Source organism: Natrinema salaciae (assembly GCF_900110865.1).
GTDB classification, from domain to species: Archaea; Halobacteriota; Halobacteria; order Halobacteriales; family Natrialbaceae; genus Natrinema; species Natrinema salaciae.
In genome coordinates this window covers 348,500-374,814 of record NZ_FOFD01000002.1, presented here as the reverse complement: position 1 = coordinate 374,814, position 26,315 = coordinate 348,500, and the positions used below count along the sequence as shown (strand labels likewise).

Here is a 26,315-nt window from a genome sequence, read left to right as displayed (position 1 = left end):
CAGACACGCATTCGTAGAGAGACTAAGCGTTTAGGATCTGCCATTGCGGCCGCGTCGACACCCGACGGCTCGCTGGGCCCGAATCGCTACAGCGAGTCGGGATCGAGACGACCGATACCCCGCCCGAGCACGATGAACGCGGCGATCGCCAGCAGGCAGTACGCCCCGAGCAGTCCCCACGTCGTCGTCGTCGGGTTACCGATCGCGAACTTCGCGACGGTGTTGGCGGGGTGTTCGGGCAGTCCCGTCGCGACGACCAGCGCACCGACGGTAGCCATCGAGTAGAGCAACTGGGCCTGCCGCCGATCAGGGGCCCACAGCGCGACCGCCACGCCGACGGTGACGACGAGCAGGGAGAGCGCGGCCACCAGCACGACCAGCGCCACGGGCGCTGCGATCGCGGTTCCGTTGACCGCCAGCAGGAGGAGCCAGGCGACTGCCTGCAGCGGCGCCAGCGTCGCGATCGCGAGGAGCTTCGCGTCGATCACGTCCGCCAGCGAGAGCGGGGCGACCCGGAGCAGCTCGAGGGTGCCTCGCTGTCGCTCCTCGATCAGCGAGTCGACGACGATCGAGCCGCTGATGAACACCGGCAGGAAGCACAGCAGCGGTAGCAGGATCGTGTACGTAAAGCCCGCGTACGGGCTCGCCTGAATCGAATCCGGGACGGGAACGGGCGACTGCTCGAGTCGACCGGCGTCGGCGTTCTGCTGGCGCTCGACGCGCTCGACGTGCTCTAAGGTGTCCCGAAGCTGGACGACGAGCAGGGTCGTTCGCAACCCCTCCTCGGGCGCGGTGACCCTGACGCTGAGTCGGCCGTCGTCGTTCCGATTCGCGTCGAGGACGGCCGAGGTGCGGCCGTATTCGAACGCCTCGTAGGCGTCCGCCCGGTTGCTGTAGTATCGGGCGGTGACGCCGTCTCGCTCGTTCGCGACCGCGAGGAGGGTCTCGGTGTCGTCCCCCGTGACGGCGACGTCCGTCTGATAGCCGTCGACCGAACCGGGATCGTACAGCGAGACCAACCCGACGACGAGGAACGACGAGAACCCGGCGATGAACAGCTGAATCGCCAGCGCCAGAACGATCGTCTTCTCGGAGCGCAGCGAGCGCAGCTCCCGGCGGGCGATCGCCCAGCGGGCACCCCGGGTCGATCCCAGGTCGGTACCGCCGTCGGGTCTCGTCGGCGGGTTCGGCCCGCGTCGGCTCGACTCGGGCCCCCGCTCGCGCTCACGCGACAAGGAAGATCACCCCCAGATTGTAGGCCGCGTGAACCAGCGTCGCGGCGAGGAAGCCGAGGGCGTAGCCGTTCCGCCCGCGGCTCGCACCCAGTGCCGAGCAGACGGCCGTCACCACGTGCAAGACCAGCGGCGCGAGGAAGACCGCGGCGAGCACGAACGGGTCGCTCGAGACGGCCGGCCCGAAGGCGGCGACGCCGACCGACAGGTCGGGCAGGCCGACGAACTGGACGACGTGGGTGAGTTTCTCGCCGACGAAGAAGCCGGCACCCGAGAGCGCGCCGAGGACGGCGGCCGTCCGCAGCGTCGCGTCGAACCGCGAGCGGGCGAAGCCGGCGTAGACGTGGACGCTCTTCGCGACCTCCTCGACCGCGGCGGCGACGACCACGATGACCGGGACCGCGACCGCTTCCGGAACCGCGAACAACAGGGCCACGGCGAGAAGCTGGCTCACGAAGACGAACGGGATGAACAGTGCCGACAGCAGGGGTATGCTTTGGCGACCGCGAACGCGACTGGCGACCGCGTCGATCACTTTCGCCGGGATCGGCTTCTGGGCGAACATGTCCTCCTCGCGGTAGACGCCGACGCCCAGCAGGAAGCAGACGGCCGCGCTCAGGTAGAACGGACCGGTCGAGAACAGGTACTCCCCCAGTCGAACCGACTCGTCCTGCAAGTCCATCACGACCAGCGTCAGCGGCGAGATCAGCGCGATCGAATTGACGTCGGTGAAGATCGCCGGAACGAACGTGTACGTCGTCAGCCCGACGCTGATCGTGACCGTCACGAAGGTCAACTCCTTGAACGAGCGGGCGAGCATCGCGCCGACGAACGTCGCCGCCAGAAAGAGGAGTGCGACCGGCAGTGCCGCCGCGACCGCGACCGGACCCCCGTCGATCGCTCTCGCGATGACCGCGACGACGACCACCAGTCCGAGCAGGTACGGCAGCGTCTTCCCCGCGACGATTTCGCGGCTCGAGGCCGGCGAGACCAACAGGAGTTCGCCGCGTCGCTTGACTCGCTCGTCCATGATCGTGCTCCCGTAGGCCTGGATGACGAAGTTCATCGGCACGACGAACAGGAACGCGAGGACGAGCGACTGGAAGGGGAACGGCGGAGCGATCGAACCGGGCGTTCCGGGCTCCGTCGACGCCGTCGATCCGTCACCGACGCCGGGGACCTGCAGGGATTCGCTCCCGCCGTCGGTACCGCTCCCGCCGCTGCCGCCGCCAGCCGTCGAATCGGTTCCGTCGCTCCCGTCGGCACGTTCGTCCGTTCCGCCTCCGCCGTCGGAGCCGTCTCCGCCCCCCGTCCCGCCCCCGCCGTCAGCCCCGGAGTCGGCCGGCTCGGCGGAATCGCGTTGCTGGTAGTCGATCGAGACGAGCACCGGGTACGCGGCCGCTCGATCGGCTTCCCCGTCCATCAGCTCCGCGTTGTACTCCTCGACGGAGTCTCGAAACGCGTCGTAGGCTGCCGCGCCGTTGTCGCCGACGTGATCGATCCCCCCGTCCCGCGTCACGACCACGTCGACGGCGGCGTCGCCTCGAACCGCGATGGCGTCGGCGTTCGCCTCGCCGTCGCGCTCGGCCTCGACGCGCTCGAGCGGCACCGGCCGGAACTGCTCGCTGGCGACGGCCACGTCGTGGTACTGACTGTCCTCGTCGACGCCGACGACGTAGATTTCGCGCTCGAGGCCGAGCCCTTCGTCGGCGACGGAGAAGCCGGCAGTCCCGACCGCGAGGGCCAGCACCGCGAGGGCCAGCACCGTCTTCCGATCGACGGTGCCGGCGCTCCGGACGACCTCCCAGCGGGCGATCCGGGCCGTGCGCGCGATGACCCCGCGAAGGCCGCCGTCGCTCACGCGTCGGTCGCCTCCGGTTCGCTCGCGACCTCGAGGAAGATCTCCTCGAGGCTCGGCGTCTCCGTCCGGACGTCGGTCACGCGGCCGCCGTCGGCCTCGACGCGCTCGCGGACGGCGTCGACGGCGGTCATGTCGGGGACGACGTGGCGGACCTGGCCGTTCTCGCGGGAGACCTCGATCGATCCCGCGGTCGCGTCGAGGCCGTCGCTGCCGTCGCTCGTCGCGTAGACGTGGTACTCGGTGCCGCCGTGGGCGTCCCGGATCTCCTCGAGCGTGCCGCGGGCGACGATCCGGCCGTCGTTCATGATGACGATCCGGTCGCAGATGCTCTCGACGTGGAAGAGGTTGTGTGCGCTGAAGACGATCGTCTTTCCCTCGTCGCTCAGCTCGCGGGTGAACTCGATGATGTAGTTGGTCGTCAGCGGGTCCAGCCCCGACGCCGGCTCGTCGAATATCAGCACGTCGGGATCGTTGACCAGAGCCCGCGCGATCGCGACCTTCCGCTGCATCCCTTTCGACATGTTGCCGATCCGCCGGTCGCGGTGCTCGAGGTCGAGCCTGTCCAGCGAGTCGTGGATCCGCTCGCGGGCGGCATCCGACGGGACGTCGTAGAGGTCGGCGAAGAACGCGAGGTAGTCGACCGCGGTCATCTCCTCGTAGAGTGGGGACTCCTCCGGCAGGAAGCCGAGTCGGCGTTGCATCGCGCGCTGGCCGGGGGTGTGGCCGGCGACGACGGCGGTGCCGGCGGAGGGTTCGATCAGCCCGGCCAGCATCTTCAGCGTCGTCGTCTTGCCCGCCCCGTTGGGGCCGACGACGCCGAAGACCTCACCGCGCTCGATTTCGAAGGAGCTCCCCTCGACCGCCGCGAATCCGCCGTACTCCTTCCGGAGGTCGTCTACCTCGAGTATCGCCATTCGTTAGGCCGACGGAAGGAGCCCCCTTAGTAAAGTTTAGCGGCCACGACAGTCACCGCGAGCGACCGGTCGATCGGTCGTCGCGTCGTCGCTCGCCGTCGTCGGACCTGTACTCGTCCAAACCCCCATTGCCGAGGACCGCGTACCACCGACCATGACTCGAGTCCGGACCGCGCGAACGCCGGACGGCCGCCGCCTCGAAGTCTCGCACGTCCTGCAGGTCCCCGCGACCGACGCTTGGGACGCCCTCGTCGACACGACTCGGTGGCCGACGTGGTCGCCGCTCCTGACCGGCGTGGAGGCGACGGATCGTCGGGTCCGGACCGGGACGACCGGCCGAATCCGCGTCCCCGGCGTCTGGCTCCCGTTTCGGATCACCGCGTGCACGGAGCGGCGGTGGACCTGGCGCGTGACGGGGATTCCCGCCGCCGGCCACCGCGTCGACGACCTCGGCGCGGCTCGGTGTCGGATCGCCTTCGAACTGCCGCTCGGCGGTGCCGGATACGTGCCGATCTGTCTGCGATCGCTAGAGAACCTCGAGTCGCTGCTCGAGCCCCACTCGTGAAAACCGCGGGACAGGCGGGTGCGGAACGTCCCGCTCGTGCGAGGTCGGTGTCGGGGAGGCGGTAGACGACGCAGTCCGAGCGTCATTTCGACGGAACGGGCAAGCTGTTCGTCTCCACCTGATTTCGGGCGACACTGGGGACCGACCATGTCTTTGTAAGTGCCAGAGCTATAGATGGCGACGGCGTACCGGTTTTGTCGGGGCACGATGGAGAACCGGTACCATCGTCTCGTGTCATCACCGCTTGCCCCGGCCCTCTCGACGGTATCGGCGACCCCGTAGCGGACGACAGGACCCCGGTATCGAGGCCGTATTGCCGAGTGGTGCGTATTTCGATCCGACCAGTACGGGGTGCGGAAAAAGAGCGGTCGTCTGTCTCTTCGCCGTGACAACGGCCGAGATCTGTCGAAGTAGCTGTCGTTAGCCGGTTTCGTTGCCGGTTTCGTTGCCAGTTTCGTTGCCGGTCTCGTTGCCAGTTTCGTTGCCGCCAGTCTCGTTACCACCAGTCTCGTTACCGGTTTCGTTGCCGCCGGTCTCGTTGCCGCCACCGCCGCCACCTTCGACCTGAATATCGGCGATCATCGTGTTCGGGTGGACCTCGCAGATGTAGGTGACCATCTCGCTGCTGGCCTCGAACTCGAGCCACTGGTCTTCGGGTTCGGTGACCCGCTCGGTCACGAGATCGTCGACGACCTCGTCGTTTTCGTCGTAGATCGCGATGTTGTGCTCGGCGCCGTCGCCGGTCGTCCAGCCCATCTCGTAAGTTGCTCCCTCCTGGAGGATGAGCGTCGGGTTCTCCTCGTCAGCGATCGCGTCGGGCGCGATACCGAGCCAGCCGGACGTCTGCCCGTCGAACTCGATCTGTGTGTCGGGCTCGATCTCGATACCGCCACCGCCGGTACCGCCGTTGCCACCGTTGCCGCCGTTGCCGCCGTTCCCACCGCCGCCGCAACCGGCGACGAACGCTGTCGATGTCGCGGCACCTGTCAGTGTGAGCATCCGGCGTCGGGTTACGCGGTCATCTTGTGTCATCGGGCTAACTTGGGGACCGACACGAATAATCAGGCACCCGTCAAATGCATGGCTACCGAATCTGATCGAGTCGGAAACCCGCTGAGCGTGGCCAGTACCCGGGCGGGTTTCGCGCCGCCGTTCAGTACGCACGAGTACTCCCCGTCCCGTTCAGTGTCGGATCGTCCCGAACACCGGACCAGCGCTGTGGGCACTTCCGGGAATACCGGGCTGTTACGCGGATCGCTGCCGTCGCGAGACGACGGCTTCGTCCGACTGTTCGCTCGGCCTCCACCCCCTCTATTCCGCCCCGGTTCCAATAGTTATAAGTCATAACGAGTCAATGATTAGAACGGAAGCGAGTCTCCGTTGGGGGCGTACCGAAACGTCCCGGGTGTACAGGCACCCGAGACTTTGCTTCCAAAGCCACTCGGCTTTGCAAGCATGATTCCGTACATTCTACCGGGATATAAACATCCCGCACGCCAGTCGAATCGACAGCCACCACGAGTCACGAGACCCGATTCCGGATCGCGGCGGACCGCGACGGGTGGTCGCGATGGCTAGCGACGGCGAGGCGAGCGACGACACCGCGTCCCCGTTCCCCGACTGTCCGCACTGCGGCGATCCGGTCTGTTTCGCCGTCGTGACCGGGCCACACACCGGTACCGTCGAGCCCTGCGGCTGTTCGGTGCCGCCGGACCTGCTCGAGCGCAGCCGCGAGGAGTAGCCCGGGGTCGCGCTCGGCGTTCGGAACTCGAGTGCGACGCCCCGTCTCGTCCCGACTGGTCCCGTCGGTCGTCCGAATCTACGGCGGGCGCTCGAGCGAGAACCGATCCCCGGTTCGGGCGTACGTGCTCCCGGCGAGTCGGCCGACGGCGTCGATCTCGTCGACGTCGATCTCGCCGTCGGTCGTCACGGACTCCGCGAGGTGGACGTGGCGGACCTCGCCGAGGACGAGCGTCGAGCCGCCGACGTCGACGAGGTCGTGGAGGGTACACTCGAAGGCGACCGTCGCGCCGGCGACTCGCGGCGGGTCGACCGCGGTCGAGTCGGCTCGTTCGAGGCCGGCGTGATCGAACTCGCTCTCGCCGGCGGGGAGCGTGGCGCTGGTTTCGTTCATCGCCTCGGCGAGGTCCTCGGTGACGAGGTTGACGACGAACTCGCCGGTGTCCCGGGCGTTCCGCGGCGTGTCCTTGAGACCGTCCGCGCCGTCGACGGGCGCGAACAGCACCACCGGCGGCTCGACCGACGCGACGGTGAAGAAACTGTACGGTGCGAGGTTGTCGACGCCGTCCGCGCTCCGGGTGCTCACCCACGCGATCGGCCGCGGAACGACCGCGCTCGAGAGGATTCGGTAGAGCGACCCCTCGCGTTCGTCGGCGGCGATCTCGAGGGCGTCGGTCCCGCTACTGGTGGACCCGTCGTCGGTCATCGGTCTCCCTCCGCGGAGTGGGCTACTAACACGATGTTATCCGGTTCGGAACCGAACTACTAAAACGGTTCGTGACGAAATCCCCCGTAGATACCACCGATGTCCTCTCCCCAGACGAGACCCAGCGAGCAACACGACGACGCCTGTCCGGTCATCGCCTCCCTCGAGCAGATCGGCTCCCAGTGGCGGCTCGCGGTGCTCCACGAACTGCTGAACGGCGAACAGCGGTTCAACGAACTCAAGCGGTCGACCGGCGCGAACGCCCGAACCCTCTCGCGGGTCCTCGACGACCTCGGTGAGACGGGGTTCGTCGAGCGCCGCATCGAGGAAGACGCCCCCGTCGCCACCTACTACAGTCTGACAGCCAAAGGCGAGTCCCTGGAGCCGGTCTTCAGCGAGATCGAGTGCTGGGCGGGGTCCTGGCTCGACGACGCCGAACTCGAGGCCTGACGGGCGCGAGAAGACGGAGTCGAACCGGTCGCGAGCTGATTTTCGTTCGCCTGCGGCCCGGACCGCCGCCCTCGGGGCGGCGTCCGATTCCAACTGACCTGCCAGCGGCTGCCCGATTACCGACCGCTCAGTCGTCGGTCTCGAGTTCGACCAGTTCGAGCGAGCGGTCGAGGTGACAGACCTCGTGGGGCGGCTCGCCGATGATGTCCGAGATTCGGTACTCCTCGCCGAACGCGATGCCGTCGGGTTCGCAGTACTCGTGGCTCGGGCACTCGACGTAGGGGCAGGGACCCGGGAGGCTCGTCTTGCTGCCGGCGAACGCACCCTTCGACGTGATGTTCGCGCGCGCGGGAGCGGGCTCGACTTCCACGGCGCGAACCCCGCCGTCGTGCATGGCACACTCGAGGGTCTGTGCGTTCTCGCGGATGGACGTGACGCGGTACTTCGTGTCGGGAGAGAGATTGAGACACTGACTGCGGTACGGACAGCCGGCGCAGCCGTCGGCTTCACCCTCGTAGACGAACTCGGTTCCCGGCTCGGCCAGCCGGGAGCCGATGAGCGTAACGGTCGACATAGGATTCGGTAGTCGCCACTCGCGGTTAAGGCTCACGTCCGCCGGACGGAACCGAAACTCGCGTCCCGTTTCGCGACGGGACTCGATCTCCCGGCCGCGGTCACTCGCCGCCGTCCGCGCCGGTGAGCTCGTCGAGCCGCTCGAAGTACGTCTCCCGGGGAACCTGATACAGCCCGCGGTAATCGATCTCGCCGTCGTCGAACGTCCGCGCGAGCTCGACGGTTCGCTCGAGCGCCGCGGTCCGCGTCGGGAACCGCAGCGTCTCGTTCAGCGAGACGTCCGGCTCGAGATAGAGCGTGACGAACCAGTCCTCGGCGTCGGCGGTGTCGGCCGGGTTGATGCCCGGACGACGGGTGCGCTTGCCGTGGGTGAGATACAGCGTCGGCAGGCAGGCCGCGGGGAAGTCGTCCGCATTGAAGACGTCCGGTCGGTACGCGAGGACGAGCCGTCCGTCCGCCCCCTGGCTCCAGACGGTCCACCCGTCCGGCAGCCGCGATCGGTCCAGCTCACCGTCCGCGTCCGGGTCCGACATGACCGCGGTTAGGACCGCCGCCCCTAAATCCTCGTCGTCACGGCGGCCGGACGACGGACCGATTCGGTCGGGCGACCCGTTCGCGTCGGCTTCCCGGCGGCGCGCGCGAGTTGACGTGGACACTGCAGGCCGGTGACTTATGTCGTCGCCCGCCGAATGTGGGGTGTGATATCGAGGACCAGCGGCCGATATTGGCAATATTCGCCCGGAATAGCGTCCCGATAAATATCTTTTGGGGCTAAGGCTAAGTACCTGGATTACTCACTCATTAAATACTATCGGTATCCGTTTGCCGGACCGATCCACTCCGCGCCCGTCCCCGGCGCACCGTTGCCCGAGCCCTGACGAGGCATCGCGCAACGGCGAGTGGCGATAGATGACACATGACACGGCAGATCGACGCCGCCCGCGACAGGATCGCGCTCCTCGAGAGCCCGCTCGAGGGGTCCGACGCGTTCACGTCGGGTGACACGAGGCGACGGATTCCGACGGTTCGACCACGAGACGGTGCGGCTGGTCGAACGACGTCAGCACAACCGGTCCGTACGATCACGGACAACTGCACTGCGGACGGGGGACCCACCCAACTGGCAATGATACCATGACCGGTGACATCGAAACACTCGAGCAGCTCAGTACGGATTACAAGGAATCGATGCCCGCGGACCTGCGGGAGACCAAGTCCTTCGACTGGTACTTGGAGGAGGTGTACGAGGACCCGAAGGTGGCCCGCAACGCCCACCAGCGCGTTGCGGACATGTTCGACTACTACGGCACCACCTACGACGAGACCGAGGGGATGGTCGAGTACCAGCTCGCGAGCGAGGACCCGCTGGGTGACGGCGAGAACACCTTCTACGGGAAGGTGATCCACCAGTCGATCCACGAGTTCGTGAACAAGGTGAAATCCGGTGCCCGCCGACTCGGCCCCGAACGCCGGATCAAGCTCCTCCTCGGCCCGGTCGGCTCCGGGAAGTCCCACTTCGACAAGCAGGTCCGCAGGTACTTCGAGGACTACACGCTGCGCGACGAGGGCCGGATGTACACCTTCCGTTGGACGAACCTCTGTGACGTCATCCAGGACCAGGACCCGGCCGACGACACCGTCCGCTCCCCGATGAACCAGGACCCGCTCGTCTTGCTCCCCCTCGAGCAGCGTCAGCGGGTCATCGACGACCTAAACGAGAACCTCGACGCGCCGTACACCATCCAGAACGAGCAGGCGCTGGACCCCGAAAGCGAGTTCTACATGGACAGGCTGCTGGCCTACTACGACGACGACCTCCAGCAGGTCCTGGAGAACCACGTCGAGATCGTCCGGTTCGTCGCCGACGAGAACAAGCGACAGGGACTGGAGACCTTCGAGCCGAAGGACAAGAAGAACCAGGACGAGACCGAACTCACCGGCGACGTCAACTACTCCAAGATCGCCATCTACGGCGAGTCCGACCCGCGGGCGTTCGACTACTCGGGAGCGTTCTGTAACGCGAACCGCGGCATCTTCTCCGGCGAGGAGCTGCTCAAGCTCCAGCGGGAGTTCCTCTACGACTTCCTCCACGCGACCCAGGAGCAGACGATCAAGCCCAAGAACAACCCGCGGATCGACATCGACCAGGTGATCGTGGGTCGCACCAACATGCCCGAGTACAAGGACAAGAAGGGCGACGAGAAGATGGAGGCGTTCAACGACCGCACCAAGCGGATCGACTTCCCCTACGTCCTCTCCTACGAGGACGAGGCCCAGATCTACGAGAAGATGCTGAACAACGCCGACGTCCCCGACATCAACGTCGAGCCACACACCCTCGAGATGGCGGGCCTGTTCGGCGTCCTCACGCGGATCGAAGAGCCCGACACCGAGACCGTCGGGCTGCTCTCGAAGGCCAAGGCCTACAACGGCGAGATCGACGAGGGCGACGACATCGACACCAAGAAGCTTCGTGAAGAGGCCGCCGAGAAGGCCGAGATCGGGGAAGGGATGGTCGGCGTCTCGCCCCGCTTCATCGGCGACGAGATCGCCGAAGCGATCATGGACTCCAAGCACCGCCAGCGCGGGTTCCTCTCCCCGCTGACGGTGTTCAACTTCTTCGAGGAGAACCTCGAGCACCACGGCTCGATCCCGGAAGACAACTTCGAGAAGTACTACCGCTACCTCGAGACGGTCCGCGAGGAGTACAAGGAACGCGCGATCGAGGACGTCCGCCACGCGCTGGCCTACGACATCGACGAGATCCAGCGACAGGGCGAGAAGTACATGGACCACGTGATGGCGTACATCGACGACGACACCATCGAGGACGAGCTCACGGGCCGCGAGCAGGAACCCGACGAGACGTTCCTCCGGTCGGTCGAGGAGAAACTCGACATCCCCGAGGACCGCAAGGAGGACTTCCGCCAGGAGGTCTCGAACTGGGTCTCCCGGCGCGCTCGCGAGGGCGAAGCGTTCAACCCGCAGGACAACGAGCGCCTGCGCCGCGCGCTGGAGCGCAAGCTCTGGGAGGACAAGAAGCACAACATCAACTTCTCCGCGCTGGTGTCGGCCAACGAGTTCGACGACGACGAACGCTCCGCGTGGATCGACGCACTGATCGAACAGGGGTACTCCGAGGAGGGGGCCAAGGAGGTGCTCGAGTTCGCCGGCGCGGAGGTCGCCAAAGCAGAGATGGACGATTAACATGACCGGACACGACTACGTCACCGAGGCCGACCGCGCCCTCGAGGAGACGTACGAGGAACCGATGAGCCTCGCGGCGTACGTCGATCGGATCTTCGAGAATCCGACGATCGCCTCCCACGCCTCGAAGTACCTGCTCGAGGCGATCGAGGCCGCCGGCACCCGCACCGTGGTCGAAGAGGGCGAGGAGAAAGAGCGCTACCGCTTCTTCGACGACCCGCACAACGACGGCGAGCACGCCATCCTCGGCAACACCGAGGTGTTGAACGGGTTCGTCGACGACCTGCGATCGATCGCCGCCGGCCGGGCGAAAGACGAGAAGATCATCTGGTTCGAGGGCCCGACCGCGACCGGAAAGTCGGAGCTCAAGCGCTGTCTGGTCAACGGGCTGCGCGAGTACTCGAAGACGCCCGAGGGCCGCCGGTACACGGTCGAGTGGAACATCACCACCGCCGATGCCAGCGATCGCGGCCTGAGCTACGGCGGTGACGCCACCGCGGGCGACGACCAGAACTGGTACGAGAGCCCCGTCCAGGCCCATCCGCTGTCGGTGTTCCCCGAGAAAGTCCGAGCGGGGCTGCTCGAGCGGCTCAACGAGGAGCTCGACGATCACGTTCCGGTCCAGGTCGACGCCGAACTCGATCCGTTCTCCCGCGAGGCGTACGACTTCCTCGAGGAGCGCTACCGTCGGGAGGGCGAAGACGAGCTGTTCTCGGCGATCACGGACGAGAGCCACCTCCGCGTGAAGAACTACGTCGTCGACACGGGACAGGGCGTCGGCGTCCTCCACTCGGAGGACGACGGCCGACCCAAGGAACGGCTCGTCGGCTCGTGGATGCACGGCATGCTCCAGGAGCTAGACTCGCGAGGCCGGAAGAACCCGCAGGCGTTCAGCTACGACGGCGTCCTCTCGCAGGGCAACGGCGTCCTCACCGTCGTCGAGGACGCGGCCCAGCACGCCGACCTGCTCCAGAAGCTGCTGAACGTCCCCGACGAGCAGTCGGTGAAGCTCGACAAGGGGATCGGGATGGACGTCGACACGCAGATGCTGATCATCTCGAACCCCGACCTCGAGGCCCAGCTCAACCAGCACTCGGACCGCAACGGGATGGACCCGCTGAAGGCGCTCAAGCGCCGCCTCGACAAGCACCGCTTCGGCTATCTGACGAACCTCAGCCTCGAGACGGAGCTGATCCGGCGCGAGTTGACGAACGAGACGAACGTCTGGGAGGCCGACAGCTACGACGAACTCGCCGATCGGATCCGCGCGCCGGTGACGGTGACGATCAAAGACCGCGACGGGGAGACGCGGGTTCAGGAGTTCGCCCCGCACGCGATCGAGGCGGCCGCGCTGTACGCGGTCGTCACCCGGTTAGACGAGGAGGATCTCCCGAACGGGCTCGACCTCGTCGACAAGGCGCTGATCTACGATCAGGGCTATCTGCAGGAAGGCGATAGCCGCCGGGAGAAAGAGGAGTTCGACTTCGACGACGACGGCAACGACGGCGAGCACGGGATTCCGGTCACGTACACCCGGGACACGCTCGCGGAACTGCTCCAGACCGATCGGGACCGCCACCACGCCGAGCTGTCGGTCGAGGATATCGTCATGCCCCGCGACGTGTTGAACGCCATGGTCGAGGGGCTGATCGACGCGCCGGTCTTCTCGACGGGCGAACGCTCCGAGTTCGAGAACCGCGTCGTCCCCGTGAAGAACTACATCTACGATCAACAGGAGAGCGACGTCATCGAGGCGATCATGCACGACAAGCGCGTCGACGAGGAGACCGTCGCCGAGTACGTCGAACACGTCTACGCCTGGGAGACCGAAGAGCCGCTGTACAACGACCGCGGCGAGCGCGTCGAGCCCGACCCACTGAAGATGAAGCTGTTCGAGGTCGAGCACCTCGGGCGCTTCTCCGAGGCCGAGTACGAGGGGAACCTCCCCCGCGAGAGCGTCCGGAACTTCCGACGCGAGAAGGTCATCACGTCGCTGAACCGCCACGCCTGGGAACACCGCAACGAGGACTTCTCCGTCGAGGACGTCGACCTCACGGCGATCCCGGTGATCAAAACCGTCCTCGAGAGCCACGACTGGGACGACGTCGAGCGGACCTTCGAGGACTTCGACCCGCGGCAGTGGAGCGACCCGCCGAGCGGGACCGAGACGGCCGAAGTCAAGGCGGACACCATCGAGACGATGGTCGATCTCTTCGGCTACTCCGACGCCTCGGCCGAGCTAACGAGCAGACACGTCATGGGACAGGTGAGCTACCGATGGGACTGAGAGACGACCTCGAGCGATTCCGCGAGGTGGGTGAGCAGCGCCGCGAGGACCTCGCCGACTTCATCCAGTACGGCGACCTCGGCCAGAGCCGGCCGGGCGAGATCAAGATTCCGGTCAAGATCGTCTCGCTGCCGGAATTCGAGTACGACCAGCGCGACCAGGGCGGCGTCGGACAGGGTGAGGACGGCACGCCCGACACCGGCCAGCCGGTCGGGCAACCGCAGCCACAGCCGGGCGACGACGACGGCGAGGACGGCGAACCCGGCGAGGAGGGCGGCGACCACGAGTACTACGAGATGGACCCCGAGGAGTTCGCGGAGGAGCTCGACGAGGAACTCGGGCTCGACCTCGATCCGAAGGGCAAGAAAGTTGTCGAGGAAAAGGAGGGGCCGTTCACGGACCTCACCCGGACCGGGCCGAACAGCACGCTCGACTTCGAGCGGATGTTCAAGGAGGGGCTCAAGCGCAAGCTCGCGATGGACTTCGACGAGGAGTTCCTCCGCGAACTCTGCAAGGTCGAGGGGATCGAGCCCCGCGACGTCTTCGAGTGGGCCCGCGGCGAGAACCTGCCGGTGTCGATGGCCTGGATCGAAGAGGCCTACAAGGACATCCCCGACGAGGAACGCGGTACGTGGGACTCGATTCGGGACGTCGAAGACAACGTCGAGCGCGAGAGCGTCCAGCAGAAGATCCGCCGCGAGGGGATCCAGCACGTCCCCTTCCGCCGCGAGGACGAGCGCTACCGCCACCCCGAGATCATCGAGGAGAAAGAGAAGAACGTCGTCGTGGTCAACATCCGCGACGTCTCCGGCTCGATGCGCGAGAAGAAGCGCGAGCTGGTCGAGCGGACCTTTACCCCGCTGGACTGGTATCTCCAGGGCAAGTACGACAACGCCGAGTTCGTCTACATCGCCCACGACGCCGACGCCTGGGAGGTCGAGCGCGACGAGTTCTTCGGCATCCGCAGCGGCGGGGGGACGAAGATCTCGAGCGCGTACGAACTCGCCAACGAACTGCTAGAGGAGTACCCGTGGAGTGACTGGAACCGCTACGTCTTCGCGGCGGGCGACTCCGAGAACTCCTCGAACGACACCGAAGAGCGCGTGATTCCGATGATGGAGCAGATCCCGGCGAACCTCCACGCCTACGTGGAGACCCAGCCGAGCGGCAACGCGATCAACGCCACCCACGCCGAGGAACTCGAGCGCCACTTCGGGACCGACGCCGACGACGTCGCGGTGGCGTACGTCAACAACGAGAGCGACGTGACCGACGCGATCTACGATATTCTCTCGACGGAGAGTGATGACAGTGAGTAACGCCGACAGATTCCGCAAACAGGCCATCGCCAGCGATCTCGAGGAACCGGTCGCGGAAGCCCGGAACCTCGCGACGAAGCTCGGCCTCGAGCCCTACCCGGTGAAGTACTGGATCATCGACTACGACGAGATGAACGAACTCATCGCCTACGGCGGGTTCCAGTCGCGGTACCCCCACTGGCGGTGGGGGATGCAGTACGACAAGCAACAAAAGCAGGGACAGTACGGCGGCGGGAAAGCCTTCGAGATCGTCAACAACGACAATCCCGCGCACGCGTTCCTGCAGGAGTCGAACACGGTGGCCGACCAGAAGGCGGTCATCACCCACGTCGAGGCCCACTCCGACTTCTTCGCGAACAACGACTGGTTCGGCATGTTCACCAGCGGGCGCGCCGACGAGGAGCAGGTCAACGCCGCCGCCATGCTCGAGCGCCACGCGCGGGCCATCGACGAGTACATGTCCGACCCCGACATCGACCGCGCCGAGGTCGAGAAGTGGATCGACCACTGCCTCTCGCTCGAGGACAACATCGACCAGCATCAGGTGTTCAGCCGCCGGCTCGACGTCGACGGCCCGGCTGGCGAGGAGATCGACGAGGACCTGGCCGAGAAGCTCGACGAACTCGATCTCTCCGACGAAATCAAAGGCGAGGTCTTCAACGAGGAGTGGGTCGAGAAACTCGAGGGTGAGGAGATCACCGCGAGCTTCCCCGAGGAGCCCCAGAAGGACGTGCTGGCGTTCGTCCGCGAACACGGCAAGCAGTACGACGACGAGGCCGAGCGCGCGGTCGAGATGGCGGAGTGGCAACGCGACATCCTCGACATGATGCGCGCGGAGGCCTACTACTTCGCCGCGCAGAAGATGACCAAGGTGATGAACGAGGGCTGGGCCGCCTACTGGGAGTCGACGATGATGACCGACGAGGTCTTCGCCGGCGACGACGAGTTCCTCAACTACGCCGACCACATGGCGAAGGTACTGGCGTCGGGTGGCCTCAATCCCTACAGCCTCGGCATGGAGCTGTGGGAGTACGTCGAGAACACTACGAACCGCCGGGAGGTCCTCGAGCACCTCCTGCGCGTCGAGGGCGTTTCCTGGCGGAACCTCACCGACGTCGTCGACTTCGAGGGCGTCCTCGAGACGCTCGAGCCGCCGGACGCGATCGAAACGATCACTCCGGAAACCCTCGATTCGCTCGAGGAGGTCCCGGACGAATGGGTCGACCGCGAGGCGCTCGAGCGAGCGCGTGCGGGCGAGATCGACGTCGAGACGTACCCCTGGAAGGTGCTGACCTACGAGGGACTGGCGCGTCGACACTACTCGCTGGTCAAGCGCCAGAACCGCGGGTTCCTCGCGCGCGTCAACCAGAACGAACTCGAACGGATCGGCCGGTACCTGTTCGACGACGCCCGTTACTCGTCCGTCGAGGAGGCGCTCGAGGACGTGGACTTCACCGTCGGCTGGGACCGGATGTTCGACATCAGGGAGAGCCACAACGACGTGACGTTCCTGGACGAGTTCCTGACCCAGGAGTTCATCACCGAGAACAACTACTTCACCTACGAGCACTCGCAGGCGACGGGGCAGTTCCACGTCGCCAGCGACGCGGCCGAGGACGTCAAGAAGAAGCTGCTGTTGCAGTTCACCAACTTCGGGAAGCCGACGATCGCGGTCTACGACGGCAACTACAACAACGCGAACGAACTGCTGCTGGCGCACCAGTACAACGGCGTCATGCTCGATCTCGGGCAGGCCAAGGAGACGCTCAAGCGGATCTTCGAACTGTGGGGGCGGCCGGTGAACCTGCTGACGATCGTCAAGGAGGTCGACGAACACGACATCGAGGTCGCCAAGCGCCGCAACCGCGAACCCGAACCCGAAGAGCAGGGGAAGCTGATCCGGTACGACGGCGAAACGGTGTCAATCGAGGACGTGCCGTGGGAGGAGGTCGAACACCTCGCGGCCGACGACATCGATTACGACACCAAGCCCGACGAGTGGCTGGCGTGAGATAGATCCGGAACCCGATTCCGTTGAAATTGTCGGGAAGCGCGCGTAACACGCCCCATTCGGCCAGAACGCTTTTGTTGACTATCACACATGCAGGAGACACGATGGATGGGGATGGGGAAGGGGATGCGGCCGTCGAGCCTCGGGGTCAGGGGGCCGCCGGAATCGACGTGCCGTCAGTCCTCGCACAACTCGACGACGCTGCATCGACGGAGCAACGAGCCGCGGTCCGCCGGATCCGAACCGCGATCGACGAGCAGGGACGGACGGCGGCGTACGTCCCGACGGTGCCGAAGCTCCGAGCGCTGCTCGAGCGGCCGGACATCGACTTCCGAGTGGCGGTCGCCGCCTGTCTCGCCGATCTGGCGGCCGAGGCACCGACCGACGTTGCACCGTCGACCGCGACGATAGTCGACGTTGCCGTCGAACGCGCCGACGAGCCGGTAACGCAGGAACTCCTTCGCTGTCTCGCCGCCGTCGCCGACGAACGGCCGACCGTCGTCGCCGATCACGTCCCGGCGATCGCCGACGTGCTCGAGCGACGGTCCGGGTACGATCGCCGGGGGCTCCGAGTACTGGCACACGTCTCGAGGGCGGAGCCGACGGCGGTCGAACCCGCGGTAGACGTACTCACGGGCGCGCTGGCGGCCGATCCGGTCGAGAACGGACGACCGACGCTCCGGGCGCTCGGTCGGCTCGCCCGCTCCGACGCGTCGCTTCCCGCTCTCGGGTTCGTGACACACGTCGCCGCGCTCGTCGATCACGACGACAGCTCCCTGCGCCGCGACGCGATCGGTTGTCTCGACGACGTGGCCCGCCGCGATCCCGCCGCAGTCGAGCCGATCTGTGCCGACCTCGGGCCGGCGCTCTCGTCTCCCGATCCGGACACGCGGGCCGTCGCCGCGATCACGGTCGCTCGCGTCGCCACCGAGACCGACGCCGCGGTCGAGCCGGTTCGCGACCAGTTACTCGAGTTGCTCGCGGACGATCAGCCACGCGTTCGGGCGAACGCCTGCATCGCGCTCGGGAACGGACGCGTCGCTGCGGCCGCGCCCCGACTCGCGACCCTCGCGTACGAGGACCCCGCGCCGAACGTTCGCGATCGCGCGTCGTGGGCCGCCGAGCGGCTCTCGGCGAGGCAGTAGTCCTGCGGTCCGCGGTGGGACCGGAACGAACTCTATTCTCGCGGCCGTGGGACCGGCTATGGCGTTCACCGTCGAGACCGAGTCGCGGCTGACGACCGTCGACGTGACCGATCGCATCGCTGCGGCCGTCCCCGAGGACCTCGAGTCGGGGACCTGTACGGCCTTCGTCGAACACACGACCGCGGGCCTCGTCGTCCAGGAGAACGAGCCGCGGCTTCGCGGCGACCTCGAGTCGTTCCTGCGGGATCTGGTTCCCGACGAGGGCCACGCGCACGACCAGCTAGACCGCAACGCGGACTCGCATCTGCGGGCTGCGCTGGTCGGCCCCGACGTGACGATCCCGGTCGCGGACGGTGAGTTGGCGCTGGGGACGTGGCAGTCGGCGCTGCTCGTCGAGTGTGACGGGCCGCGAACGCGGACGGTGTCCGTGACGACCGTCGGGGACTAGGGTCGGTTCTGGAACGCAGGTCCCTCGTTCGGACAGCGGCGACTCCATTCGGACGTTCGGCGTGGGCCCGCGTCCGCTCGTGCGCTGCCGTCCAGGTAAATTCTATACAGTAATCAATAGATATAAGTTGGGATAGTTCGGCAATTAGGGTGGAGGCCGCGTCTCTGAGCGGTGGTGTACGCGAACACCCCGGGTGATTGGGTCACCCGAGACTCGGCTTCCAAATCCCCGAACCGGGAGCAAGGAAGCATGATTCCGTACATTCTACCGGGACATAAACGTCCCGCACGGCGGAGGAATCGCACGACGCAACCGATCTCACCTTCGAAACGGCCACCGGAGTCTGGTCGCGATGCGTAGCGATCTCGAGGCCAGCGAGGACGACGAGACGCCGCCGCGCCCGGCCTGTCCGAACTGCGGCGAACCGGTCGCCGTCGTCACTGCCGTCGGCCCCCACACGGGCACCGCCAGCCCGTGTGGTTGTTCGGTAACGCCCGGGTTGCTCAAGCGTGAGCACTAGGCCGTATCCAGCCTCGGACTCCAGCGGCCCCCGGTGACCTGTCGGCTTGCGACCCGGACTCGAGTACGTACTTTTCTCGCTGTCGCTCGGATCTGCGACCGCTCGGTCGGCCACCGGAAGACGCGACGGTCCTCCGAGTCGTCGCTCGGCCGCTCACTGTAGTCGCCGTGGTGACGACACGATATCGCGCGAGTTCCAAAGCACTTAGCAACGACGTTTAAGCGAACACCCTGGCTAGATAGAGTCGATTACTCGATTGGATGAGACAGACACCGATTGGTCGGTCGTGATCCCCCGATGAGTGGCCGACGCGACGAGCCGGTCGACGTACTCCTCGTCGAGAACGACGACTCGGACGCTCGGCTCATTCGCGAGTCGTTCGACAAGGTAGCTGTCGAAACGTCGCTTCGCCTCGCTACCGACGGTGACGAGGCGTTGACGATCCTCACCGACCGCGGCGACGAGCCGCCGGCGATCCCCGACCTCGTCTTGCTGGACCTGGAACTCCCGGGGATGAACGGGTTCGAGTTGCTCGAGACGCTCACGGACGAGCATTCTCTCGCCCGGCTTCCGGTGCTCGTCCTGACGCGATCGGCGACCGTCGCGGACGTCCACGAGAGCTACGACCTCGCGGCGAACGCGTATCTTACGAAACCAACCGATCCGGACGAGTACGCCGAGATGGTCGAAGCGGTCGCGGACTTCTGGTTCAGGCGGGCCGCCCTGCCGACCAATCGGTCGTAGACTCCTCGTCGGACTCACCCGGTCGGAAACGGCCCCCACCTTTGATGCGACCAGCCCGCACACCGTCTGGTATGGCAGTGACGACTGCGTTCGACGTCGACTTCAGCGGTACCGTCGCGGTGATTACGGGCGCAAGCGGCGCGCTCGGCAGCGCCGCCGTCGATCGCTTCCTCGAGGCGGGCGCGACCGTCTGTGCCGTCGACGTCGTCGCGCCGGCCGACGACGACAGCCTGCTCGAGCGCGATCCCGGCGAGGAGTCCGCTCTCGCGTTCTACGAGGGGGACCTGACCGACGAGGACGACGTCGCGGGGCTGCTGGAGTCCATCGCCGCGGACCACGACCGGATCGATCACCTGCTGAACATCGCCGGGACGTGGCGCGGCGGCGATCACGTCGAGGAGACGGCGCTCGAGGAGTTCGAGATGCTCGTGGACGTCAACCTGAAGACGGCCTTCCTCGCGTCCAAACACGCCCTGCCCCACCTGCAAGAGAGCGAGGGATCGATCGTCAGTATCAGCGCCCGATCCTCGCTCGAGGGTGGCGAGGGGGACGGCCCCTATCGGATTACGAAGGCCGGCATCCGGCTACTGACGGAGACGCTCGCCGAGGAGAACCGAGGAACGGTGCGGGCAAACTGCGTGATGCCGAGCGTGATCGATACGCCGATGAACCGGGAGATGATGCCCGACGCCGATCACGACGAGTGGGTCGACCCGAGCGAGATCGCGGACGTGATGGCCTTCCTCTGTAGCGACGGGGCGACGGTGACGAGCGGCGCTGCCGTGCCGGTATACGGCGAAGCCTGAATCAATCTATTCTTGAGTTAACAAATACTCGGTTTTTAAGAACAACCTTATGGTGGAGAACTAGAGATAACGCTTGGCGAAATCACATGGAGAAATTAATTAAAATCCGGGTTATTATCTCACTGGCTGATACGCTCATATATCACTCTCTACCTATATTCGGTCAGATCCGCATAAATCAGAAATTCCGATCTAGACGGTCTGTTCGAGCCACCCCGCAAAGTCTCCCGTGAGGAAGTCGTAATAGCCGCTGATACCCAGCAGGACGACTACTAACAGACCGATGACCGCTGGAATGCGAAGCAACCACAGCCAGGCGATACCCCACGATCCCAGGTCGCCAATACCCTGTTCGAGTTCGTCGATTGCAAAGTCGGAGATTTCCCACCCGACGAAGAGTGCGATCAGGAAGCCGCCGGACACGAGCAAAATATCGTTGACCAGTTTGTCGTAGAGGTCGAGAACGACGATATCATACGTCGTTGGAAGTCCGACGAGGAAAATAACGACGCTGATGATCGTGGTCGCCGACAGTCGGTCCATTCCGTGCTCGTCGATCAGGTAGGAAACGACCACCTCGAGAATACTGATTGCGCTCGAGAGAGCGGCGATGGCGACAGTGAAAAAGAAGATCGCGCCGATGAGTCCACCGAACGAGATTTCCCCGAACGCAGCGGCGAGTGTCACGAAAACCGCACCGGCACCGGGGGAACCGGGGTTCACTCCCGCGCTGAAGAAGATCGGGAAGACGACGAGACCGGCGAGTAACGCAATGAAAGTGTCAAACCCGACGATAATCAGGCCGTCTTCGGCGAGGTTTCGGTCTTCACCGAGATATGAGGCATAGGTGATCATCACACCCATTCCCAGTGAAAGAGTAAAGAACGCCTGCCCAGCAGCTGCAGGAAGTATATTTTGCCACTCTGAACCGATGTAGCCGAAATCAGGGGAAAGGTAGTACGCGTACGCCTCACCCGATCCCTCGAGGGTGAAGGCATAGATCGCCATTCCAATCATAATAACGATAATTGCAGGAACCATCACTTTCACTGCGAGTTCGATTCCACGCCGGATACCAAAACCGACAATAACGATTATCGCCAGCATGAACAGGGCATGGAAGAGTACCGCATCTAGTCCGCTCGCCACGGAGAGGAACTGCTGCTCGGCACCCGCGACATCAGCAACGTAGTCGTTCTGCAGTCCCAGGAGTACGTATCGGAACGTCCATCCTGCGACGACGCTATAGTACGAAAGAATGAGGAAACCGGTTGTGAAGAAGAGCCATCCGGCATATCGGAATCGTCCTGCTGCAAGCTGTTTCACCGCACCGACCGGATTGAGTTCGGTTCGGCGACCGATGACGAATTCTGCAAGCATCACGGGGAACCCGATTAACGCGATAAACAGGAGGTAAATGAGTACGAACCCTGCACCACCTTCCTGTCCAACCTGAAACGGGAACCGCCAGATGTTTCCTAATCCCACTGCGCTTCCGACTGCGGCGAGGATGAAGCCTGTTCGTGTCGCCCATGACTCGCGTTGTGCCATGTCCGAGAGGACAGTCCCGTGCACCTAAAACCTTACATTTGAGCATTGTATTCATTATTTTTTAATTCCTCTATCGCTCGACAACATTCAGTTTGAAGACGGACCCTGTTCGCCGGAATGTCATTCTATAAATGAATACAAACTGAACAAGACGACGGCCGGTTCGAACTCGATCGGTTGCCGTCCGGACAGAGCGCAGATCCCGTCGCTCGGTTCGCCCCTAGTCGCCGTCAATGCAGTCGATTTGTCGTGAAGTATTTCAACCCCCGGTGTAACACTCGAACAAGTATGAGTACCGGTAACGTAAGAGGGAGGCTGTCTGACACGACAGCCCAGGAAATGGTGGGGGCGGTACTGCTGCTCGGGATCGCCGTTTTGGCGCTCGATCTGGTCCGCCTGCTCGTGACGGGGGAGCTGTCGATCGCGCGGTTGGGATCGTATCTCTGGGCGGGGATCGTCGACTCGCTGTACATCGGTCTCGCGGCGATCGGGCTCTCGATGACCTACAGCATTCTTCGGTTCGCGAACTTCTCGCACGGCGATCTCATCACGACCGGCGCGTTTTCCGGGTGGACCGTCGCCTACCTCGTCGGTGGGATCGGCGTCGCGGACCTGAGCAGTCGACTGTTGCTTCGAGCGAACGGCGGTGCACAGCCCGGGGCTGTGGGGATGGACGTACTCGCCGCACCGCTCGCGATCGTTCTCGGACTCGTCGCGGCCGTGATCGTCACGGTGCTCGTCGCGCTCGCGATCGATCGACTCGTCTACCGGAAGTTGCGCGACGAGGATGGTATCGCGCTGCTCATCGCCAGCGTCGGTGTCGCGCTCGCGTTACGATATCTCCTCGCCGTGTTCTACACGACGGACACCCGCGGCGTCGTGGCCCAGGCACCGTCACCTGGCGGCGTCGACCTCCATCAGCTGACGCTGGTCGTCTCGGCGGTCTCGTTGATGCTCGGCATTCACCTGCTCTTGCAGTACACGAAACTCGGCAAGTCCATGCGCGCGATGTCCGACAACAAGGACCTCGCGCTCATCACGGGCATCCCGACCGAACGCGTGATCTTCGCGACCTGGGTGATCGGGGCCGGCCTGGCCGGTGCCGCCGGCTATCTCATCGTCCTCGATCGCGGCCAGGTCTCGATCAATCTCGGCTGGTTCCTCCTGCTCCTGATCTTCGCGGCCGTCATCCTCGGCGGCATCGGGTCGATCTACGGGGCAATCGCGGGATCGCTCGTCATCGGCATCACCATCAATCTCTCGCTGGTCTGGATTCCGTCGGACATGAACGAGATCGCAGCGTTCACGCTGATGATCGTCGTCCTGATATTCCGGCCCGACGGGCTGTTTAGCGGGGTGGAGACGGCATGACCGCGCTCGAAGAGCGGCTATCCGACCGCGTGTCCGAGCTGGGACTGCCACAGTGGGCGGTCGACCTGCTACTGATCGGCGGGGTCGTGCTGGCGACGTACGCCCTGTTCATCGTCATCGGGATCGTGTTCGGCGTCAGCACCAACCTGATCGTCGGGCAGCTCCAGCAGATCACGTTTTTCGCCGCCGTCTACGCGCTCGCCGCGCTCGCGTTGAACCTCCACTGGGGATACACCGGCCTGTTCAACATCGGCGTCGCCGGCTTCATGGCCGTCGGCGCGTACACGATGGGGATGCTGACCGCCGCTCCGGACGGCTCACCGCCCGGGCTGGGACTCCCCCTGATCGTCGGCGTCGTGGGCGGCATGATCGCCGCCTCGCTGGTCGGCTTCGTCGCGGCCCTGCCGGCCCTGCGGGTACGAGCGGACTACTTCGCGATCGTCACGCTCGGCCTCTCCGAGATCATTCGTCGCGCCCTGCTCTCGCGATCGCTTCAGGAGTTCGAGATCGCCGGCTACGCCCTCGGAACCGGCGGTGGCAGCGGGATCCGCGCCCCGTCGACCGACGTCGTCGCCGATTACTTGCTGTACGTCGGCGCTGACCGAACTGGCGACCCGACGACGCTCGGAGCCGTCTTGTTCGAATCCGCGGAACTCCTCGGAATCCAGCCGTCAATTATCAGAAACGGCGTCTACACGCTCATCTTGATCGCGTTCGTCGTCGCCTTCTACGTGCTGTTGACCCGGATCGCGTACTCCCCGTTCGGTCGCATCCTCAAGGCGATCCGCGAGGACGAACTCGCAGCCCGCTCGCTCGGCAAGGACACGAACCGCACGAAGATCAAGGTCTTCATGCTCGGCTGTGCGCTGATGGGGCTCGCCGGCATCCTCTGGCAGGGAAGCCGAACCCAGATCAGCCCGAACAGCTTCATGCCGATCGTGACGTTCTACATCTTCGTCGCACTCATCGTCGGCGGCTCGGGCTCGAACACCGGCAGCATCGTCGGCGGCTTCGCGTTCGCCGCGTTCCTCTATCAGGGCCCTCGATTCCTCCGAACGATCGTCCGAGCGCTCGTCGACGTCCGCGCACCGCCGACCATCTACGACGCGTTCGTCCCGCTGGCCTCGGGCGACCCCCTGCCGCTGCTCGGGTACGCCATCGGCAGTCTCGACGAGATACGATACATCTTCATCGGACTCGTCCTCATCGTCCTCATGATCCGACGCCCCGACGGCCTGCTCGGCCATCGAAAAGAGATCGCAGCCGCGACCGACCTCTCACGCCGACCCGCCGCAACCAACGGAGGTGAGACCGATGAGTGACGTCGATACGGAGTCCCGCCCCGCTGACGGCGGCGAGGCCACCGCCGAACCGACCAGCCGATCGACCGACTCGTCCATCCTCGAGATCCGCGAGCTCGAGAAACACTTCGGCGGCATCACCGCCGTCGACGGCGCGAGCTTCGCGGTCGAACGCGGGACGATTACGGGACTGATCGGGCCGAACGGGGCCGGGAAGTCCACGACGTTCAACTGCATCACCGGCGTTCACACCCCCGACGCGGGGTCCGTCGTCTTCGACGGCGACGAGATCACCGGCCGGGAACCCCACCAGATCGCCAACCGCGGACTCGTCCGTACGTTCCAGATCGCCCGCGAGTTCCCCGAGATGACCGTTCTCGAGAACATGATGCTCGCGCCGAAAGCGCAGCTCGGGGAGTCGCTGTGGCGCTCTGTCATGCCGATCGCCAGACGCGAGGTCGTCGAACAGGAGGCGGTGACGCGCGACCGCGCCTGGGAGATGCTCGAGTTCTTCGAGATCGACCACCTCGCCCACGAGTACGCCGGCAACCTCTCGGGCGGCCAGCGGAAACTGCTCGATCTCGCGAGGGCATTGCTGACCGAGCCGGAGATGCTGCTGTTGGACGAGCCGATGGCTGGAGTCAACCCGTCGCTCGAGAAGAAGCTCCTGGAGCACGTGCACGAACTGCAGGAGCAGGGCTACACCTTCCTCCTGGTCGAACACGATATGGATGTCATCATGAATCACTGCGAACACGTCATCGTCATGCATCAGGGATCGGTTCTCGCCGAAGGGACGGCCGAGGACATCAAGGCCGACGAGGCGGTCGTCGAGGCCTACCTCGGGGGTGACGTCTGATGGGACTGCTCGAGGTTTCGGATCTCGACGCGGGATACGGCGACCTGCAGATCCTCGAGGGCGTCGACATGACCGTCGACGGCGGCGAGTACGTCACGATCGTCGGTCCGAACGGGGCGGGGAAATCGACGGTCATGAAGTCGATCTTCGGGCTGACAAGCTACATGGGCGGCTCGATCGAGTTCGACGGTGCGGAGATCAGCTCCTCCCGCCCCGAGGATATCATCGCGACGGGGATCGGCTACGTCCCGCAGAACGACAACGTCTTCGCGTCGCTATCGGTCAAAGAGAACCTCGAGATGGGGGCCTACATTCTCGACGACCTTCCCGAGGATCGGTTGCGGGGGATCTACGACCGATTCCCCATTCTCGAGGAGCGCAAGTCCCAGAAAGCGGGGACGATGAGCGGCGGGCAACAGCAGATGCTCGCGATGGGGCGGGCGCTGATGCTCGATCCCGACCTCCTCATGCTCGACGAACCGAGCGCCGGGCTCGCGCCCGATCTGGTCGACGACATGTTCGACCGGATCGACGAGATCAACGACGACGGGACGGCGATCCTGCTCGTCGAGCAGAACGCCAAAGAGGCGTTGCGCCGGTGTGACCGGGGGTACGTTCTCGTCCAGGGGCGGAACAGGTACGTCGACAGCGGCGACGCGCTGCTGGCCGACGAGCAGGTTCGACAGGACTTCCTCGGCGGATAGC

General features: G+C 65.1%; 24 protein-coding genes. 16 read left to right on the top strand and 8 right to left on the bottom strand.

Annotated elements, in window-relative coordinates:
• Nucleotides 1–86: 86 nt before the first annotated feature.
• Genes BMX07_RS07145 through BMX07_RS07135 form a run of 3 tightly spaced genes read right to left on the bottom strand, consistent with a single transcriptional unit; the run spans nucleotide 87 to nucleotide 4,007 of the window.
• Complete coding sequence (locus tag BMX07_RS07145) at nucleotides 87–1,235, bottom strand: ABC transporter permease (protein ID WP_090616001.1); 1,149 nt, start codon at nucleotides 1,233–1,235, stop codon at nucleotides 87–89.
• A complete protein-coding gene (locus BMX07_RS07140; RefSeq protein WP_090615998.1) occupies nucleotides 1,225–3,093 on the bottom strand; it encodes an ABC transporter permease in 1,869 nt (622 codons plus the stop codon). Before BMX07_RS07140 ends, BMX07_RS07145 begins: the two co-directional genes overlap by 11 nt.
• Nucleotides 3,090–4,007, bottom strand: a complete 918-nt coding sequence (locus tag BMX07_RS07135) for an ABC transporter ATP-binding protein (RefSeq protein ID WP_090615995.1) — start codon at nucleotides 4,005–4,007, stop codon at nucleotides 3,090–3,092. Before BMX07_RS07135 ends, BMX07_RS07140 begins: the two co-directional genes overlap by 4 nt.
• A 154-nt stretch (nucleotides 4,008–4,161) precedes the next feature.
• On the opposite strand from BMX07_RS07135, the gene BMX07_RS07130 reads away from it, so the two are divergent.
• On the top strand, nucleotides 4,162–4,572 hold the full coding sequence (locus BMX07_RS07130) for an SRPBCC family protein (protein WP_090615991.1): 411 nt from the start codon (nucleotides 4,162–4,164) through the stop codon (nucleotides 4,570–4,572).
• 420 nt (nucleotides 4,573–4,992) lie between these two features.
• Here BMX07_RS07130 and BMX07_RS07125 read toward each other — a convergent pair whose 3' ends face one another.
• The gene (locus BMX07_RS07125) at nucleotides 4,993–5,571 is read right to left on the bottom strand and encodes a cupredoxin domain-containing protein (protein ID WP_090615988.1); all 579 of its coding nucleotides are present in this window, start codon (nucleotides 5,569–5,571) and stop codon (nucleotides 4,993–4,995) included.
• A gap of 571 nt (nucleotides 5,572–6,142) precedes the next feature.
• On the opposite strand from BMX07_RS07125, the gene BMX07_RS24300 reads away from it, so the two are divergent.
• The gene (locus BMX07_RS24300) at nucleotides 6,143–6,313 is read left to right on the top strand and encodes a hypothetical protein (protein ID WP_175480076.1); all 171 of its coding nucleotides are present in this window, start codon (nucleotides 6,143–6,145) and stop codon (nucleotides 6,311–6,313) included.
• Between the two features lie 78 nt (nucleotides 6,314–6,391).
• Here BMX07_RS24300 and BMX07_RS07120 read toward each other — a convergent pair whose 3' ends face one another.
• The gene (locus BMX07_RS07120) at nucleotides 6,392–7,018 is read right to left on the bottom strand and encodes a flavin reductase family protein (protein ID WP_090615984.1); all 627 of its coding nucleotides are present in this window, start codon (nucleotides 7,016–7,018) and stop codon (nucleotides 6,392–6,394) included.
• Between the two features lie 99 nt (nucleotides 7,019–7,117).
• Here BMX07_RS07120 and BMX07_RS07115 point away from each other — a divergent pair, with 99 nt between their 5' ends.
• Nucleotides 7,118–7,468 carry a winged helix-turn-helix transcriptional regulator gene (locus BMX07_RS07115; protein ID WP_090615980.1) on the top strand — a complete coding sequence of 117 codons (351 nt, stop codon included), beginning with the start codon at nucleotides 7,118–7,120 and terminating at the stop codon, nucleotides 7,466–7,468.
• Between the two features lie 127 nt (nucleotides 7,469–7,595).
• Here BMX07_RS07115 and BMX07_RS07110 read toward each other — a convergent pair whose 3' ends face one another.
• Nucleotides 7,596–8,042, bottom strand: a complete 447-nt coding sequence (locus BMX07_RS07110) for a UPF0179 family protein (RefSeq protein WP_090615977.1) — start codon at nucleotides 8,040–8,042, stop codon at nucleotides 7,596–7,598.
• 100 nt (nucleotides 8,043–8,142) lie between these two features.
• Nucleotides 8,143–8,574, bottom strand: coding sequence for a DUF5820 family protein (locus tag BMX07_RS07105; RefSeq protein ID WP_090615972.1), 432 nt, complete (start codon nucleotides 8,572–8,574; stop codon nucleotides 8,143–8,145).
• Between the two features lie 601 nt (nucleotides 8,575–9,175).
• Between BMX07_RS07105 and BMX07_RS07095 the strand changes: the two genes are divergently transcribed.
• From BMX07_RS07095 to BMX07_RS07060, 9 genes are all read left to right on the top strand, one after another.
• Entirely contained in the window at nucleotides 9,176–11,248 is a 2,073-nt protein-coding gene (locus BMX07_RS07095; RefSeq protein WP_090615968.1) for a PrkA family serine protein kinase, read from the top strand.
• A 1-nt stretch (nucleotide 11,249) separates the two neighbouring features.
• Complete coding sequence (locus BMX07_RS07090; protein WP_090615964.1) at nucleotides 11,250–13,535, top strand: PrkA family serine protein kinase; 2,286 nt, start codon at nucleotides 11,250–11,252, stop codon at nucleotides 13,533–13,535.
• Nucleotides 13,526–14,854: a YeaH/YhbH family protein gene (locus BMX07_RS07085; protein ID WP_090615961.1), complete on the top strand. Its 1,329-nt coding sequence runs from the start codon at nucleotides 13,526–13,528 to the stop codon at nucleotides 14,852–14,854. The genes BMX07_RS07090 and BMX07_RS07085 overlap by 10 nt, the downstream gene beginning before the upstream one ends.
• Nucleotides 14,841–16,865, top strand: coding sequence for a SpoVR family protein (locus BMX07_RS07080; RefSeq protein WP_090615956.1), 2,025 nt, complete (start codon nucleotides 14,841–14,843; stop codon nucleotides 16,863–16,865). Before BMX07_RS07085 ends, BMX07_RS07080 begins: the two co-directional genes overlap by 14 nt.
• A gap of 104 nt (nucleotides 16,866–16,969) precedes the next feature.
• Nucleotides 16,970–18,010 carry a HEAT repeat domain-containing protein gene (locus BMX07_RS07075; RefSeq protein WP_090615952.1) on the top strand — a complete coding sequence of 347 codons (1,041 nt, stop codon included), beginning with the start codon at nucleotides 16,970–16,972 and terminating at the stop codon, nucleotides 18,008–18,010.
• Nucleotides 18,011–18,068: 58 nt separating this feature from the next.
• On the top strand, nucleotides 18,069–18,458 hold the full coding sequence (locus BMX07_RS07070; protein WP_090615945.1) for a secondary thiamine-phosphate synthase enzyme YjbQ: 390 nt from the start codon (nucleotides 18,069–18,071) through the stop codon (nucleotides 18,456–18,458).
• Nucleotides 18,459–18,810: 352 nt separating this feature from the next.
• Nucleotides 18,811–18,978 (top strand): hypothetical protein, encoded by a 168-nt coding sequence (locus BMX07_RS24295; RefSeq protein WP_175480075.1) that lies wholly within the window; start codon nucleotides 18,811–18,813, stop codon nucleotides 18,976–18,978.
• Between the two features lie 297 nt (nucleotides 18,979–19,275).
• Nucleotides 19,276–19,722: a response regulator gene (locus BMX07_RS07065; RefSeq protein WP_090615941.1), complete on the top strand. Its 447-nt coding sequence runs from the start codon at nucleotides 19,276–19,278 to the stop codon at nucleotides 19,720–19,722.
• A 71-nt stretch (nucleotides 19,723–19,793) separates the two neighbouring features.
• Nucleotides 19,794–20,528 (top strand): SDR family oxidoreductase, encoded by a 735-nt coding sequence (locus BMX07_RS07060; protein WP_090615937.1) that lies wholly within the window; start codon nucleotides 19,794–19,796, stop codon nucleotides 20,526–20,528.
• Nucleotides 20,529–20,720: 192 nt separating this feature from the next.
• Here BMX07_RS07060 and BMX07_RS07055 read toward each other — a convergent pair whose 3' ends face one another.
• Entirely contained in the window at nucleotides 20,721–22,079 is a 1,359-nt protein-coding gene (locus tag BMX07_RS07055; RefSeq protein ID WP_090615934.1) for a sodium-dependent transporter, read from the bottom strand.
• A 339-nt stretch (nucleotides 22,080–22,418) separates the two neighbouring features.
• Between BMX07_RS07055 and BMX07_RS07050 the strand changes: the two genes are divergently transcribed.
• From BMX07_RS07050 to BMX07_RS07035, 4 genes are read left to right on the top strand one after another with little or no spacing between them, the layout of a single operon-like run.
• Complete coding sequence (locus BMX07_RS07050; RefSeq protein ID WP_394328382.1) at nucleotides 22,419–23,450, top strand: branched-chain amino acid ABC transporter permease; 1,032 nt, start codon at nucleotides 22,419–22,421, stop codon at nucleotides 23,448–23,450.
• Nucleotides 23,447–24,772, top strand: a complete 1,326-nt coding sequence (locus BMX07_RS07045) for a branched-chain amino acid ABC transporter permease (RefSeq protein WP_090615926.1) — start codon at nucleotides 23,447–23,449, stop codon at nucleotides 24,770–24,772. Before BMX07_RS07050 ends, BMX07_RS07045 begins: the two co-directional genes overlap by 4 nt.
• Complete coding sequence (locus BMX07_RS07040) at nucleotides 24,765–25,610, top strand: ABC transporter ATP-binding protein (RefSeq protein WP_090615921.1); 846 nt, start codon at nucleotides 24,765–24,767, stop codon at nucleotides 25,608–25,610. Before BMX07_RS07045 ends, BMX07_RS07040 begins: the two co-directional genes overlap by 8 nt.
• Nucleotides 25,610–26,314, top strand: a complete 705-nt coding sequence (locus BMX07_RS07035; protein WP_090615917.1) for an ABC transporter ATP-binding protein — start codon at nucleotides 25,610–25,612, stop codon at nucleotides 26,312–26,314. Before BMX07_RS07040 ends, BMX07_RS07035 begins: the two co-directional genes overlap by 1 nt.
• Nucleotide 26,315 lies beyond the last annotated feature (1 nt).